This is a genomic window from Streptomyces sp. NPDC093111 (assembly GCF_040683955.1).
In the GTDB taxonomy this organism is placed as follows: domain Bacteria; phylum Actinomycetota; class Actinomycetes; order Streptomycetales; family Streptomycetaceae; genus Streptomyces.
The window spans coordinates 1-14629 of record NZ_JBFBNW010000006.1 but is presented as its reverse complement, the minus strand read 5'-3'; the positions used below and the strand labels follow the sequence as shown (position 1 = coordinate 14629).

The window sequence follows — 14629 nt, the reverse complement described above, 5'->3', positions numbered from 1 at the left end:
TGCGGGTGATGCGTCTTCCCAGGAGAGGACGAGCTGCCGTGAAATACCTGCGGAACACCGTCCATGGGGCAAGACTGGACCGGAACCGAACCGACCTACGGGGGCGGCGATGCATCGTAAGAGCCGCAGGACATCCACCACGACGCAGCGAAAGAACCCACCCATGTGCCAGCACCAGCCCGCCTGTCCCACCGCCCACTCCACCGACCGGGAGGCGGCACGTCTCGTGGCACACCACCCGGAGCAGGGCTGGAGCCTGCTGTGCAACGGGGTCCTGCTCTTCGAGGACACCGGTGAGCTGCTGCCGGACGGCCAGATCATCGCCCCGCACCGGCCGCTGACGGCGGCCAGTGTGACGACGGCGGCCTGAGCCACCCCGAGGAAACGCCGAGGGCCGGCCCGGAGAAAGCTCCGGACCGGCCCTCACGTCGTGCTCAGGGTCGTGCTCAGTGGTCGTACTCGTCCAGCGGCGGGCAGGAGCAGACCAGGTTGCGGTCGCCGAAGGCGCCGTCGATCCGGCGGACCGGCGGCCAGTACTTGTCGGCGGCCGAGACACCGGCCGGGAAGACCGCCTCGTCACGGGTGTACGGGTGGTTCCACTCGCCGCCCAGCGCCGCCGCGGTGTGCGGGGCGTTGCTCAGCGGGTTGTCCTCGACCGGCCACTCGCCGGAGGCGACCTTCTCGATCTCGGCCCGGATCGCGATCATCGTGTCGCAGAAGCGGTCGAGCTCGCTCAGGTCCTCGGACTCGGTCGGCTCGATCATCAGCGTGCCGGCCACCGGGAACGACATGGTCGGCGCGTGGAAGCCGTAGTCGATCAGACGCTTGGCGATGTCGTCGACGCTGACGCCGGTCGCCTTGGACAGCGGGCGCAGGTCCACGATGCACTCGTGGGCGACCAGGCCGGCCGGGCCGGTGTAGAGCACCGGGTAGTGCGGCTCCAGGCGCTTGGCGATGTAGTTCGCCGCGAGCACGGCCACCTGGGTGGCGCGCTTGAGGCCCTCGCCGCCCATCAGGCGCACGTACGACCAGGAGATCGGCAGGATGCCGGCGGAGCCCCACGGGGCGGCCGAGATCGGGCCGACGCCGGTCTCCGGGCCCGCGGTGGGCTGGAGCGGGTGGTTCGGCAGGTACGGGGCGAGGTGCGCGCGCACGCCGACCGGGCCGACGCCCGGGCCGCCGCCGCCGTGCGGGATGCAGAAGGTCTTGTGCAGGTTCAGGTGCGAGACGTCGCCGCCGAACTTGCCCGGCTTGGCGAGGCCGACCAGCGCGTTGAGGTTGGCGCCGTCGACGTACACCTGACCGCCGGCCTCGTGGACCTCGGCGCAGATGTCGGCGACGTGCTCCTCGAAGACACCGTGCGTGGACGGGTAGGTGATCATCAGCACGGACAGCTCGTCGCGGTACTGCTGGATCTTGGCGCGCAGGTCCGCGACGTCGACCTCGCCGTCGTCGGCGGTCTTGACGACGACGACCTTCATGCCGGCCATCACCGCGGAGGCGGCGTTGGTGCCGTGCGCGGAGGACGGGATGAGACAGACCGTGCGCTGCAGGTCGCCGTTGGCGCGGTGGTACGCGCGGACGGCCAGCAGACCGGCCAGCTCGCCCTGCGAGCCGGCGTTCGGCTGGATGGAGACCTTGTCGTAGCCGGTGACCTCGGCGAGACGCTCCTCCAGCTCGGTGATGAGCGTGAGGTAGCCGCCGGCCTGCTCGACCGGGGCGAACGGGTGCATCTGGCCGAACTCGGGCCAGGTCACCGACTCCATCTCGGTGGTCGCGTTCAGCTTCATGGTGCAGGAGCCGAGCGGGATCATGCCGCGGTCGAGCGCGTAGTCGCGGTCCGAGAGGCGGCGCAGGTAGCGCAGCATCGAGGTCTCGGAGCGGTGCGCGTGGAAGACCGGGTGGGTCAGGAACACGTCCGAGCGGAGCGCGTCGACGGGCAGCGCGTCCTCGGTGGCGGCGTCCAGGGCCTCGATGTCGGCGGTGACGCCGAAGGCGCCCCAGACGGCGGCGAGCTGCGCGCGGGTGGTGGTCTCGTCACAGGACAGGGAGACCAGGTCGGCGTCGACGCGGTACAGGTTGACCCCGGCCTCACGGGCGGCCGCGACGACGGCGTCCGCGCGGCCCGGCACCCGGGCGGTGAGGGTGTCGAAGAAGGCGCCCTGGACCAGCTCCACGCCGCCCGCCCTCAGACCGGCGGCCAGGACGGCGGCGTACCGGTGGGTGCGGCGCGCGATCCCCTTCAGGCCCTCCGGGCCGTGGTAGACCGCGTACATGCCGGCCATGACGGCGAGCAGCACCTGGGCGGTGCAGATGTTGCTGGTGGCCTTCTCGCGGCGGATGTGCTGCTCGCGGGTCTGCAGGGCCAGGCGGTACGCCCGGTTGCCGTCGGCGTCCACGGAGACGCCGACCAGGCGGCCGGGGAGCGAGCGGGCGTGCTTGTCCTGGACCGCCATGTAGCCGGCGTGCGGACCGCCGAAGCCCATCGGGACTCCGAAGCGCTGCGTGGTGCCGACGGCGATGTCGGCGCCGAGCGAACCGGGCGAGGCGAGCAGGGTCAGCGCGAGCAGGTCGGCGGCGACGGTGACGATCGCGCCGAGCTCGTGGGCCTGGTCGATGACCGGCTTGATGTCGCGGACGGCGCCGGAGGCACCCGGGTACTGGAGCAGCACGCCGAAGACGCCGCGCTCGGCGATCTCGGCGGGGACGCCGGCCGACAGGTCGGCGACGACGACCTCGACCCCGGTGGGCTCGGCGCGGGTCTGGATGACGGCGATGGTCTGCGGCAGGGCGTCGGCGTCGACGAGGAACACGCCGTTCTTGACCTTGCCGACGCGGCGGGACAGCGCCATGGCCTCGGCGGCCGCGGTGCCCTCGTCGAGCAGCGAGGCGCCGGAGGTGGGCAGACCGGTGAGGTCGGCGACCATGGTCTGGAAGTTCAGCAGGGCCTCCAGGCGGCCCTGCGAGATCTCCGGCTGGTACGGCGTGTACGCGGTGTACCAGGCCGGGTTCTCCATGACGTTCCGGAGGATCACCGGCGGCGTGAAGGTCCCGTAGTAGCCGAGGCCGATCATCGGGGCGAGCACCTGGTTGCGGTCGGCGAGCTCGCGGAGCTCGGCCAGTACCTCGGCCTCGGTGCGGGCGGCCGGCAGGCCGAGGGCCGCGGCGTTCTTGATGACGTCCGGCACGGCCGCGGCCGTCAGCTCGTCGAGGGAGCCGTACCCGACCTGGGCGAGCATCTTCGCGCGAGCCTCGGCGTCGGGCCCGATGTGCCGCTGCTCGAAGGGAATGCCCTGCTCGAGCTCGGAGAGCGGAATGCGGTTGGCGGTCATGCTGCGGGGGCCTCCTGGTCGTCACGACCTGCGAGGGGCACCACGGCGCGGGTGCCCGGACGGCCTCCCCCTCTGTCATCTCAACCTGAGAGCTTCACCGGCCACGCCAAACGGCAAGACCGGCTTTCACCGTCGGTGAGAGCGGATGCCGTCGACGCCCGCCCTGCTTTCCAGAGTGACCTCGTCCGCGCGGTACAGGGGCCTGAGAGATTCCGGGGAGGATTTGCTCCTTCGGCGCCACCGAAAGGTTTCTTCGGCGGACTCTCCCGCGCAGGGTCGACAGCCACAGCCAGCCTACCAGCGCGGTTGAGCCTGGCATCGCTCAAGTGGCCGACATCCCAGTTGTGCACTTTCGTAGGGGTGTAGAGCAGTTGCGACCAGTTGGAGGGACCGTGCAGACCGATATCGATCCGCGCAGCCTGATCGGCCGCAAGGCGTTCGACCGGAACGGACACAAGATCGGGACCGTGGACGAGGTGTACCTGGACGACGCGACGGGCGTCCCCGAATGGGCCGCCGTGCGCACCGGCCTGTTCAGCCGCGACGCGTTCGTCCCCCTGGAGCCGAGCGAGCTGGTGAGCGACGGACTCCACATCCCGTACGAGCGGGCCCTCATCAAGGACGCCCCCGACTTCGGCGTGGGCCGCCACCTCTCCCCCGAACAGGAGCTCCAGCTCTACCGCCACTACAGCCTGGCCCTCCCGCCGCCGCCCCAGGACACCCCCCAGGACGCCCCCCGGGACTTCGGCCGCCTGGCGGGCCAGGAGGACGCGTAGCGCCCACGGGAGGACCGCCGAGCCCGGCCGGGAGGCCGGGCCTCACCCCGTGTCCGCGTCGGTCCCCTCCACCAAGGGCAACGGATCCGAGAGCTCCAGATCCGGATCGTCCACGGAGAACGTCCGCACCCGCCCCGGCACCACCGCCCCCGGCTCCTCGAACCGCACGGTGACCCGCCCGACCCCGCTCCCCTGCACCCACCCGGCCCCGTACTCGGCGTGCCGCACGTCCCGCCCCGGCGCCCAGTGCCGCTCGGCGGTCTCGGTGGCCGTGGGGGGCGCTGGCTCGGGCGTCCCGGGGCCCGCGGGGTCCCCAGGGGCGGCCTCCGCCTCGGCCCGCGCTTCCGCCTGGGCCTGCGCTTCCGCCTGGGCCTGCGCTTCAGCCTCGGCCCGGGCCTCCGCCTCGGCCTGCGCGAACAGGTCCTCCTGGGTGTAGTCGGCGAGCCCGCTCACCCCGACCCCCAGCAGCCGCACCCCGCCCGTGGTGTCCACGAGGTCGAGGAGCCGCGCCGCGGCCTCCCGGACCACCACGGGGTCGTCCGTCGGCCCCCGCAGCGTCTCGGAGCGCGTGAGCGTCGAGAAGTCGTACCGCCGCACCTTCAGGACGATGGTCCGCCCCGAGTGCCCCGAGCCCCGCAGCCGCGCGACGCACCGCTCCGCGAGCCGCTCCACCTCCAGCCGGATCCGCAGCCGGTCGTGCAGGTCCACGTCGAAGGTGTCCTCCACGGAGACCGACTTCGCGTCCCGCTCGGCCACCACGGGCCGGTCGTCGTGCCCGAGGGCCATCAGGTACAGCGAGCCCCCGTGCGCCCGCCCCAGGAGCCGTACGAGCTCGTCCTCGCCCGCCTCGACCACGTCGGTGACCGTGACGATCCCGGCCCTGCGCAGATGCTCCCCGGTGGCCGGCCCGACGCCGGGGATGATCCGGACCGAACGCGGCCCGATCAGCTCCCGTTCCGTACCGGGCTCGATCAGCAGCAGTCCGTCCGGCTTGGCCTCCTCGGAGGCGATCTTCGCCAGCATCTTGGACCCGGCCAGTCCGACCGACCCGGTCAGACCGGTCGTCGCGAGGATGTCCCGCCGCAGCCGCTCCCCCGTCGCCCGCGCGCTCGCGCTGTCGTCGGCGAGCCCGCCGGCCTCCAGGTCCACGAAGGCCTCGTCCAGGCTGAGCGGCTCGACGAGGGGCGAGAGCCGCCCGAGCAGCTCCATGACCTGCCCGCTGATCGCCCGGTAGAAGGCGAAGCGGGGCACCAGATAGGCCGCGTTCGGCGCGAGGCGCCGCGCCTGCGCCATGGGCATCGCCGAGTGCACCCCGAAGCGCCGCGCCTCGTACGAGGCCGTCGCGACCACTCCGCGCGGCCCGAGGCCGCCCACCACCACCGGCTTCCCGCGCAGGCTCGGCTTCGACGCCTGCTCCGCCGCGGCGAAGAAGGCGTCCATGTCGAGGTGCAGGATGGTGGGCGCGGCTCTCACGCCTCCGATGCTGCCCTACGCCACTGACAACGCACCGGCGCCCGCGCCCCGCGCGTCCCGACAGGCCCGAGAGCGGGCCCGGAGGCGGGCCCACGGACCCGCCGCGGACCCGCCGCGGAAGCTCAGACCGCCCGGTCCCGGCGCCGCCGCGCCAGCTCGTCCGCCGGGTTGTGCCCGATCAGCGTCTCGCCGGTGTCGATGCGCTCGCCGTGCAGCTGCGAGAGCGCCGCCTCGACGTCCCGCCACACCACGCCGACGGCGATCCCGAAGACGCCCTGACCGCCCTGGAGCAGGTCCACGACCTCGTCCGGCGAGGAGCACTCGTACACCGTGGCCCCGTCGCTCATGAGCGTCATGCGCTCCAGGTCGCGGAAGCCCCGGGCCCGCAGGTGCTGCACGGCCGCCCGGATGTTCTGCAGCGCCACCCCGGTGTCCAGGAAGCGCTTGACGATCTTGAGGACCACGACGTCGCGGAAGCTGTAGAGCCGCTGCGTCCCGGATCCGTACGCCGGCCGCACGCTCGGCTCGACGAGCCCCGTGCGCGCCCAGTAGTCCAGCTGCCGATAGGTGATGCCGGCCGCCGCACAGGCCGTGGGCCCGCGGTAGCCGACTTCCTCCGGGCCGGAGCTCACGTCCCCGCCGAGGTCGCCCACACTGCCGTGAAGCGGATACGGGCCCTTCTCCCCGGGGGCACGCCCCAGGAAGCCCCCTGCCGTACCGTCGCCGCTGCTCATCACGCCGACCCTCCGTCCTTGACCTGCCCACTCGAAGGTAGGCAGTCACTCGGGGTGCGTCAACGATCGCCACACTCGGCACGCCGAGTGATAATCACCCTGAGAGTGGTTTCACGTGCCCCTCTCCGGGGAAAGGCTACTCGAATGTGCCGACAGGACGGCTTCGGCCAGGGCCGTGCGGGCCTACTGACTGCCGGTCTCGAAGTCCTCCGGTGAGATCTGGTCGAGGAACTCGCGGAACTTCTCCACCTCGTCCTCCTGCTCGTCCGGAATCGCGATCCCCGCGTCGTCGAGCACACCGTCACTGCCGTAGATCGGCGTCCCGGTGCGCAGGGCGAGCGCTATCGCGTCGGACGGCCGGGCACTCACCTCGACACCGCTGGCGAAGACCAGCTCGGCGTAGAAGACCCCGTCACGCAGATCCGTGATGCGGACCTCGGTGAGCTCCTGGCCCACGGCCTCCAGCACGTCCTTGAAGAGGTCGTGCGTCAGCGGCCTGGCAGGGGCCATGCCCTGCTGGGCGAAGGCGATGGCGGTCGCCTCTCCCGGTCCGATCCAGATGGGGAGGTACCGATCGCCTCCCACTTCACGCAGGAGCACGATCGGCTGGTTGGAGGGCATTTCCACCCGGACACCCACAACGTCGAGCTCGTTCACACAGCAACCCTAGGACGTGCCCGACCGGTTTGGGTAGTCGGGCCGTCCTCGGATCACTGGAGCCGCACTCCCAGCGCGGTCTGGACCAGTGCCGCGTGAAGGCGTACGGAGAGTCCGGCGAGCTCCTTGGCGGTCGCCTCGGCATGGGCCCTGGTCTGCGGATTACGGTGCCGGCGCAGCGGTGCGACCATCTGCTCGACCAGCCCGGCCTCGCGCTCCGCGGCGGCCTTGACCGCCCTCAGATGCCGGGGTTCCAGACCGAATCTCCCCAGATCCGCCAGCAGTTTGGCGACGGTCACGGTCTCGGCGTCGTAGCCGCCGCCCTCGATCGGGGCGATCAGTCCGTACGACTCCCACTCGACCAGCTCGACCTCGGTGACCTCGGCGGCGGCGAGCAGTTCCGCGCGGCCGATCCGGGCGGCGGTGGGCCGGTCGCCCTCGGTGTCCCAGGCCCCGTCGAGCAGGTCCCGCTGCGGACTCGGCGAGGGCAGCCTGATCTGCTCCCCGCGCTCCAGGGCGTCCAGGTGCTCGCGGATGACCTTCAGCGGGAGGTAGTGGTCCCGCTGCATCCGCAGGATCTGAGCGAGCCGCTCGACGTCCCGCGGGCTGAACTTCCGGTACCCGGAGGCCGTGCGCTGGGGCTCGACGAGCCCCTCGGCCTCCAGGAACCGGATCTTGGAGATGGTCACTTCGGGAAACTCGTCGCGCAGCCGGCTCAGCACCGTACCGATGCTGACCAGCTCGCCCGCGGCGGCGGTGCCGTGTCCGGCACCGCCCGTCGGTGTTCGCAGCATGGACCTTCCCTGAAGGTTCTCCGGGGCGTCACACGCCCCGCTGGCTCGCGAAGAACACGAGCCGGTACTTGCCGATCTGCACCTCGTCACCGTTGGTCAGCACGACCGAGACCGACTCGATCGGCTCCCGGTTGACGTAGGTGCCGTTGAGGCTGCCGACGTCCGACACCTGGAAGGTGCCGTCCGGCTGCCGACGGAACTCCACGTGGCGACGCGAGACGGTCACGTCGTCCAGGAAGATGTCGCTCTGCGGGTGACGGCCGGCCGTGGTCAGCTCGCCGTCCAGGAGGAAGCGGCTGCCCGAGTTCGGACCGCGGCGCACGATCAGCAGCGCCGCACCGCCCGGCAGGGCCTCGACCGCGGCCAGCGCCTCGGCCGACAGCGACGGGAGGGCGGTCTGCCCGGTGACCTCCGCGTCGTAGGCCTCGAGCCCCGAGATGGAGATCGTCGAGGTGGTCTCGGAGGCCCGCTCCGGAACCAGTCCGCCCCGCAGCGGCGCACCGCAGTGGGAGCAGAAGCGGCTGTCCGCCGTATTGCGGTGACCGCACCTCGTGCACACCGGCATGGACGCGCCCTCCTGCCGCGGCTGCCCCGCGGAGGTCTGTGTCGCGTACGGGTCGGACACAAACCCTCCACCCGTACCTGAGGTTGATGGTTCTCCGAAACCTATGCGCGCGGCACCGGCAGGGTCAACAGACGACGCGCCCGGCGCGCCCGGAACGTCACCGCCCTGGCCGCCGACCTCGTCGCGGAAGAGCGGGCGCTCGCCGCCCTGCTCCTCGCTCTGGCCGTGGCGCGGCGCGCGGTGCCTGGCGTTGCCGCCGTCCTCGCTTGCGCTCTTGCCGAACAACTTCGAAAACCACTTCACGGGCGATTCCCCTTGACCGAAACAGACCCGCCCGTGGGGCAGGACGAACCCTGACTCAACACACCTGCCGACCCGGACATCTTCACAACGTCCGTAACCACTCGACAGTTTCCACCACGCACCACCCTTGTGGTGCGGCGACCCCCCGCAACGTCCTGCGCTTGTCGCGTGACCGTCATCCGCCCCCGCCTCACTGCGAGGACGACTGAGCGTAGTCAGGCCGCTTCGCAGGCCGCAAGGCGTCGACGACGATCTTCCCGGAACGCTGCACCGTGGCCGTGGCCTGCTCCTTCTCCAGTGTCTGGACGACTCCGCCGGGGATGTTGAGCGCGGGCTCGAGATCCTCCGGCTTGCCGATGACCTTGAAGACGTACGGAGCGGTCACCTTCGTTCCATCGATCCGCATGTCGCTGCCACTTCCCGAGAAGTAGCTGTCCGCGACCACCCGCACACCGTCGACCTGGATGGCCTCCGCGCCCGCGGCGCGCAGCTCCTGGATCGCGTCGAGCAGCATGTCCGACTCGATGGCGCCGCTGGAGTCCGTGATCGTCAGGGTGATGCCGGGGCCCTCGGCGGCGACGGTGCCGGCCAGGATGCCGAGCTGCTGCTGCTTCTCCTGGGTCTGCTTGCGCGCCTCCTCGGCCTGGTCGGAGCTGGACTCCAGCTCCGAGCGCTGGCCGTCCAGGCGCGTCTTCTCGTCCTCCAGGCGCTGGGTGCGGTCGTCGAGCTCGTCGAGGATCCGCACCAGGTCCTCCTGGCGGGCGCCGCGCAGCGCGCTGTTGTCGCTGGTGGAGCTGACCTGGATGGCCAGACCGAGGCCGAGCACGAACAGCAGCAGGGCGACCACCAGTTGGGCCCGCGTCACCCGCGGCGGCCACAGACTCGCGGCCAGCCGCTGCCGACCGGAGATCTCGGGCCGGTCGGGAGCCGGGGTGGGGGCAGGAGCCTGGGCCGGGACCGACGCAGGGGCCGGGGCGGGCTCAGGAGTCGGGACGGGGGCCGGGGCCGGGGGCGGGGTCGGCGGCGGCTCCGGAGCGGCGGGCTGCTGGGGCTCGCGCCGAGGACCCGGGCCCTCGGCCGCGGACGGACGCTCCTCCGGACGCGGCGCCGGCTGCCCGCCGTCCGCCCGGTTCGCGTCGTTCCCGCGGTTCGCGTCGTTCCCGCGGTTCACGCCGTCCGCGCGGTCCCCGTCGGACTCGTCGTGCCTGTCGTGCTCGCTCATCGGCCTCACGCCCGGAACACGTGCCGCCGGATGGCGGCCGCGTTGGAGAAGATCCGGATGCCGAGGACGACGACCACACCGGTCGACAACTGCGCGCCCACGCCCAGCTTGTCGCCGAGGAAGACGATCAGCGCGGCCACGACCACGTTCGACAGGAACGACACCACGAAGACCTTGTCGACGAAGATCCCGTCGAGCATGGCCCGCAGGCCGCCGAAGACCGCGTCCAGGGCGGCGACCACGGCGATCGGAAGATAGGGCTCGACCACCGCCGGAACCTCGGGCCGGACCAACAGTCCGACCACGACTCCCACGATCAGGCCCAGTACGGCGATCAAGATGTGCCCTTCCCTGTGTCGGCCGTGGCCCGCCCGGGGACCTTGGCCGCCCCGGCTCCCCTCGGCTCTGCTGTACGTACGATCAGGCTCGGCGCGGCCGGCAGGCGTACGTCGCCCTCGGCCGAGATGCTCGTCCGGATCCCGAAGTTCTCCTGAAGCGCGTGCAGGTACTGGCCGTCGGCGCTGTCCTGGAACGCGGTGCTCAGCCGTTGTCCGTCGCCGACGGCGAGAACGGTGTACGGCGGCACCAGTGGCTTGTTGTCGACCAGTATGGCGTCGCCCGCGGCCCTGATCGCCGACAGCGCGGTCAGCCGCTGCCCGTTGATCGAGACGGCCTCCGCGCCCGACTCCCACAGCCCGTTGACGATCCGCTGCATGTCACGGTCGCGCACCCGCCCCGTGTCCGAGAAGCCGGCGCTCTCCCGGGGACCGCCACCGCCGCCGTCGGCGGCGCCCTTGGCGTCGTCCACGACCAGCTTCACCCCGGGCCCGTGCACGGCGGTCGCACCCGACAGCAGCGCGAGGACCTCGCCCTGGTCGCCGCCGTGCTGCTCCAGCGCCTTGCGCTGCCGCTCGCCGACCTCGCCGCGAAGCCGCTCGACGTCCTGCTCCAGCTTGTCGGCGGCCGAGGTCTCCGACTCGATCCGGTCGATCAGGTCCTGCCGCTCCTTGGCCACGACCGGCGCGGACACCCGCGCCTCGGCCGCGCCGAGCGTCACCACGGCCGCCGCGAGCACCAGACCGGCCGCGAGGCCCAGCTTGGCCCGGATCGTACGGGGCAGCCCGCCGCCCTCCGCGGCGCGACGGGCCGATGCCTCCGCGTATCCGTCGTCCAGCGCGTGGTCGATCACGTTGTTCAGCAGCGACATGGACGCGTCCGGGCGCGGAGGGGGTGATCCTGTGCTCCGAACGGGGGGCTGCTGCGACATGCCGCACATCGTCGCACGTCGCACGGCCTACCGCCGAATGGCCCCTCCGCCGGGCCGGGAGGCGCCCGCGGGCACCTCCCGGCCCCATCGGCCCGTCCGGACCGCGTCCCCCTAGTGACCTGCGCTGTCGACGACGCCGGACCACTCGTCCAGCAGCGCCTGGGCGGACGCGTCGTCCGGACCTTCCGCCCACAGATGGGTGACGGCCTCCGCCGGGTCGGGCAGCACCATCACCCAGCGCCCGTCGGCCTCCACCACCCGCACGCCGTCGGTGGTGTCCACGGACCGGTCCCCGGCCGCCTCCACCACCCGGCGCATCACCAGGCCCTTCACCGCCCACGGCGTGGCGATGTCCCTCTTCAGGACGTGGGCCCGCGGGATCCGCGCGTCGATCTGGCTGAGGGTGAGCTGCGTCCGCGCCACCAGACCGATCAGGCGCACGAACGCCGCCGCCCCGTCGAAGACGCTGCTGAACTCGGGCACGATGAACCCGCCCCGGCCGTCTCCGCCGAAGATCGTCGACTCCTCGCGCCCGACCCTCGTGAGGTCGTCGGGCGAGGTCGTCGTCCATTCGACCTGCGTGCCGTGGTACGCGGCGACCTGCTCGGCGATCCTCGTCGTCGTCACCGGCAGCGCGACCCGCCCGGACCTGCGCTCGGCGGCCACCAGGTCGAGCATGACGAGCAGAGCCCGGTCGTCCTCGATGATCCGCCCGCGCTCGTCGACCAGCGAGAGCCGCTCGCCGACCGGGTCGAACCGCACCCCGAACGCGGCCCTGGCCGACGCCACTATCTCGCCGAGCCGGACGAGACCGGCCCGCCGGCTCTCCGCCGACTCGGTCGGCCGGGTCTCGTCGAGACCCGGGTTGATCGTCAGCGAGTCGACCTGGAGCCGCCCGAGCAGGCTGGGCAGGACGAGCCCCGCGCTGCCGTTGGAGGCGTCCACGACGACCTTGAGCCCTGCCTCGGCGATCCCCGAGGTGTCCACGTTGCGCAGCAGCGAGCCGGTGTACGAGTCGAAGACGCTGGCCGGGAAGGACAGGTCGCCGATCTCCCCGGGGAACGCCCGCCGGTACTCCTGGCGCGCGAAGACCCGGTCCAGCTTGCGCTGCCCCGCCTGCGACAGGTCGGCGCCGCGCTCGTCGAAGAACATGATGTCGACGGAGTCGGGTACGCCCGGCGACGTCCGCACCATGATCCCGCCGGCGCTGCCGCGCGCCGTCTGTTGCCGCGCCACCGGCAGCGGCACGTTCTCCAGGTCGCGTACGTCGATGGCGCTGGCCTGCAGGGCGGAGATCACCGCCCGTTTGAGCGCCCGCGCCCCTCGCGAGTGGTCGCGGGCGGTGGTGACCGTCGCGCCCTTCTTCAGCGTGGTGGCGTACGCGCCGGCCAGCCGCACGGCCAGCTCGGGGGTGATCTCCACGTTGAGGATGCCGGACACTCCGCGTGCTCCGAAGAGGTGCGCCTGTCCTCGGGACTCCCAGATGACGGACGTGTTGACGAAGGCGCCGGCCTCGATCGTCTTGAACGGGTAGACCCGGACGTTGCCCTGCACGATCGATTCCTCACCGATCAGGCACTCGTCCCCGATGACGGCCCCGTCCTCGATCCGGGCCGCCCGCATGACGTCGGTGTTCTTGCCGATGACGCAGCCGCGCAGGTTGCTCTGCGGCCCGACGTAGACGTTGTCGTGGATGACGGCCTTGTGCAGGAAGGCGCCGCTCTTCACCACGACGTTGGATCCGATCACGGTGTGCTCGCGGATCTCCGCGGTGGCCTCGACCTTGGCGTAGTCGCCGATGTACAGCGGGCCGCGCAGGACGGCGTCGGGGTGGACCTCGGCCCCTTCGGCGACCCAGACGCCGGGGGAGATCTCGAAGCCGTCGATGTCGACCTGGACCTTGCCCTCCAGGACGTCGGCCTGGGCCTTCACATAGCTCTCGTGGGTGCCGACGTCCTCCCAGTAGCCCTCGGCGACATAGCCGTAGATCGGCTTGCCGTCCTTCATGAGCCGTGGGAAGACGTCACCCGACCAGTCCACGGGAACGTCCGCTTCGACGTAGTCGAAGACCTCGGGCTCCATGACGTAGATGCCCGTGTTCACCGTGTCCGAGAAGACCTGGCCCCAGGTCGGCTTCTCCAGGAATCGTTCGACCTTGCCTTCCTCGTCGACGATCGTGATGCCGAACTCCAGCGGATTGGGCACCCGGGTCAGACATACGGTGACGAGGGCGCCCTTCTCCTTGTGGAAGGCGATCAGGTCGCTGAGGTCGAAATCGGTGAGCGCGTCCCCCGAAATCACGAGGAAGGCGTCGTCCTTCAGTGCCTCCTCGGCGTTCTTCACACTCCCCGCGGTACCGAGCGGTTTCTCCTCGTTGGCGTACGTGAGCTCCATTCCGAGCTCTTCGCCGTCCCCGAAGTAATTTCGGACGAGGGAAGCGAGAAACTGCACGGTGACGACGGTCTCGTTGAGACCGTGCCTCTTGAGCAGCCTCAGGACATGCTCCATGATCGGCCGGTTCACGACCGGCAGGAGAGGCTTGGGCATGCTCGAGGTCATGGGGCGCAGGCGGGTGCCCTCGCCACCGGCCATCACGACGGCCTTCATGTCGGAAGCGTCCTCCTTGAAGAGACGACGGTCCTGCCGACTTCACCTGCCCGCTGTTCGGCCCTCGGGCGTCCTCGTTCCTGCCGGCGACGCTGCACGGCACGGGACGGACGGGCTCAATCGGCCGCGGTATCCGCCTTCACGAGTCGACGGACCTGGACCACGTAGAGGATCCCTGCCCACCAATACAGAGTTGTACCCCATCCGGCGAAGGCCCACCCGAAAACTTCAGCGAGTGACGAAAGCCAGCCCGTTCCGTCACTAAGCAGCAGCAACGGGAACGCGTACATCAAGTTGAAAGTGGCAGCTTTCCCGAGGAAGTTCACCTGGGGCGGCGGATAGCCGTGCCGGCGGAGGATTCCCACGGCGACCAGGAGCATCAGTTCACGGGCCAGCAGTGCGGCGGTCAGCCAGAGCGGAAGGATCTCCCGCCAGGTGAGTCCGACGAGCGTGGAAAGGATGTACAGCCGGTCGGCGGCGGGGTCGAGCAGCCGGCCGAGGTTGCTGATCTGATTCCAGCGCCGGGCCAGCTTCCCGTCGAGATAGTCGCTGACACCACTCAGGGCCAGGACGAGAAGGGCCCAGCCGTCACTGTTGGGTCCGCCGAACACGGGTCGGAGGATCAACCACAGGAAGAGCGGCACGCCGACGAGGCGAGCCATGCTGAGGATGTTGGGGATGGTGAGGACTCGGTCCGTCTGAACGCGAGTCTCCTGGACCTCCACCCGGGGGCCTCCTGTGCGAGCGAGTTGACGATGTGCCCCATGACCTTACCCTCAGCCACGAGCACCCGTTGCACAGGGGGCCCGTAAACGCAGAAAAGCCCCGCACCATAAGGTGCGGGGCTTTCCCACAATGATTGTTCGGCGGCGTCCTACTCTCCCACAGGGTCCCCCCTG

Annotated in this window: 13 protein-coding genes and 1 riboswitch; of the genes, 2 read left to right on the top strand and 11 right to left on the bottom strand. The window is 71.1% G+C overall.

All coding sequences use genetic code 11. The annotated features are described in order from the left end of the window. Positions 1-163 precede the first annotated feature (163 nt). A complete protein-coding gene (locus AB0Q96_RS11455) occupies positions 164-370 on the top strand; it encodes a DUF5999 family protein (RefSeq protein WP_365324091.1) in 207 nt (68 codons plus the stop codon). Positions 371-446: 76 nt separating this feature from the next. Here AB0Q96_RS11455 and gcvP read toward each other — a convergent pair whose 3' ends face one another. Next, positions 447-3332 carry an aminomethyl-transferring glycine dehydrogenase gene (gene gcvP / locus AB0Q96_RS11450; protein ID WP_365324090.1) on the bottom strand — a complete coding sequence of 962 codons (2886 nt, stop codon included), beginning with the start codon at positions 3330-3332 and terminating at the stop codon, positions 447-449. 180 nt (positions 3333-3512) lie between these two features. Further along, positions 3513-3611: riboswitch (glycine riboswitch) on the bottom strand. A gap of 113 nt (positions 3612-3724) precedes the next feature. Here gcvP and AB0Q96_RS11445 point away from each other — a divergent pair. Next, positions 3725-4108: a PRC-barrel domain-containing protein gene (locus AB0Q96_RS11445; RefSeq protein WP_365324088.1), complete on the top strand. Its 384-nt coding sequence runs from the start codon at positions 3725-3727 to the stop codon at positions 4106-4108. A 42-nt stretch (positions 4109-4150) separates the two neighbouring features. On the opposite strand, the gene AB0Q96_RS11440 is transcribed toward AB0Q96_RS11445, so the two are convergent. From AB0Q96_RS11440 to AB0Q96_RS11395, 10 genes are all read right to left on the bottom strand, one after another. Next, complete coding sequence (locus AB0Q96_RS11440; protein WP_365324086.1) at positions 4151-5581, bottom strand: DNA polymerase IV; 1431 nt, start codon at positions 5579-5581, stop codon at positions 4151-4153. 122 nt (positions 5582-5703) lie between these two features. Next, positions 5704-6315, bottom strand: a complete 612-nt coding sequence (locus tag AB0Q96_RS11435; RefSeq protein ID WP_365324084.1) for a MerR family transcriptional regulator — start codon at positions 6313-6315, stop codon at positions 5704-5706. Between the two features lie 183 nt (positions 6316-6498). Further along, positions 6499-6972: a bifunctional nuclease family protein gene (locus AB0Q96_RS11430; RefSeq protein WP_329418820.1), complete on the bottom strand. Its 474-nt coding sequence runs from the start codon at positions 6970-6972 to the stop codon at positions 6499-6501. A gap of 53 nt (positions 6973-7025) precedes the next feature. Next, positions 7026-7766: a MerR family transcriptional regulator gene (locus tag AB0Q96_RS11425; protein WP_365324082.1), complete on the bottom strand. Its 741-nt coding sequence runs from the start codon at positions 7764-7766 to the stop codon at positions 7026-7028. A gap of 28 nt (positions 7767-7794) precedes the next feature. Beyond that, positions 7795-8742, bottom strand: a complete 948-nt coding sequence (locus tag AB0Q96_RS11420; protein ID WP_365324714.1) for an FHA domain-containing protein — start codon at positions 8740-8742, stop codon at positions 7795-7797. A gap of 82 nt (positions 8743-8824) precedes the next feature. Then, entirely contained in the window at positions 8825-9856 is a 1032-nt protein-coding gene (locus AB0Q96_RS11415) for a DUF881 domain-containing protein (RefSeq protein WP_365324080.1), read from the bottom strand. Positions 9857-9861: 5 nt separating this feature from the next. Beyond that, on the bottom strand, positions 9862-10194 hold the full coding sequence (locus tag AB0Q96_RS11410; protein WP_015032176.1) for a small basic family protein: 333 nt from the start codon (positions 10192-10194) through the stop codon (positions 9862-9864). Continuing rightward, the gene (locus AB0Q96_RS11405; protein WP_365324078.1) at positions 10191-11123 is read right to left on the bottom strand and encodes a DUF881 domain-containing protein; all 933 of its coding nucleotides are present in this window, start codon (positions 11121-11123) and stop codon (positions 10191-10193) included. Before AB0Q96_RS11405 ends, AB0Q96_RS11410 begins: the two co-directional genes overlap by 4 nt. A gap of 111 nt (positions 11124-11234) precedes the next feature. Continuing rightward, complete coding sequence (locus tag AB0Q96_RS11400) at positions 11235-13730, bottom strand: mannose-1-phosphate guanyltransferase (RefSeq protein WP_365324077.1); 2496 nt, start codon at positions 13728-13730, stop codon at positions 11235-11237. 116 nt (positions 13731-13846) lie between these two features. Then, positions 13847-14455 (bottom strand): CDP-alcohol phosphatidyltransferase family protein, encoded by a 609-nt coding sequence (locus AB0Q96_RS11395; protein WP_329418828.1) that lies wholly within the window; start codon positions 14453-14455, stop codon positions 13847-13849. Positions 14456-14629: the final 174 nt, after the last annotated feature.

Coding starts and splice junctions, on each gene's coding strand:
- AB0Q96_RS11455 (WP_365324091.1), top strand. CDS start 164: ATGTGCCAGCACCAGCCCGCCTGTCCCACCGCCCACTCCACCGACCGG.
- gcvP (WP_365324090.1), bottom strand. CDS start 3,332: ATGACCGCCAACCGCATTCCGCTCTCCGAGCTCGAGCAGGGCATTCCC.
- AB0Q96_RS11435 (WP_365324084.1), bottom strand. CDS start 6,315: ATGAGCAGCGGCGACGGTACGGCAGGGGGCTTCCTGGGGCGTGCCCCC.
- AB0Q96_RS11425 (WP_365324082.1), bottom strand. CDS start 7,766: ATGCTGCGAACACCGACGGGCGGTGCCGGACACGGCACCGCCGCCGCG.
- AB0Q96_RS11415 (WP_365324080.1), bottom strand. CDS start 9,856: ATGAGCGAGCACGACAGGCACGACGAGTCCGACGGGGACCGCGCGGAC.
- AB0Q96_RS11405 (WP_365324078.1), bottom strand. CDS start 11,123: ATGTCGCAGCAGCCCCCCGTTCGGAGCACAGGATCACCCCCTCCGCGC.
- AB0Q96_RS11400 (WP_365324077.1), bottom strand. CDS start 13,730: ATGAAGGCCGTCGTGATGGCCGGTGGCGAGGGCACCCGCCTGCGCCCC.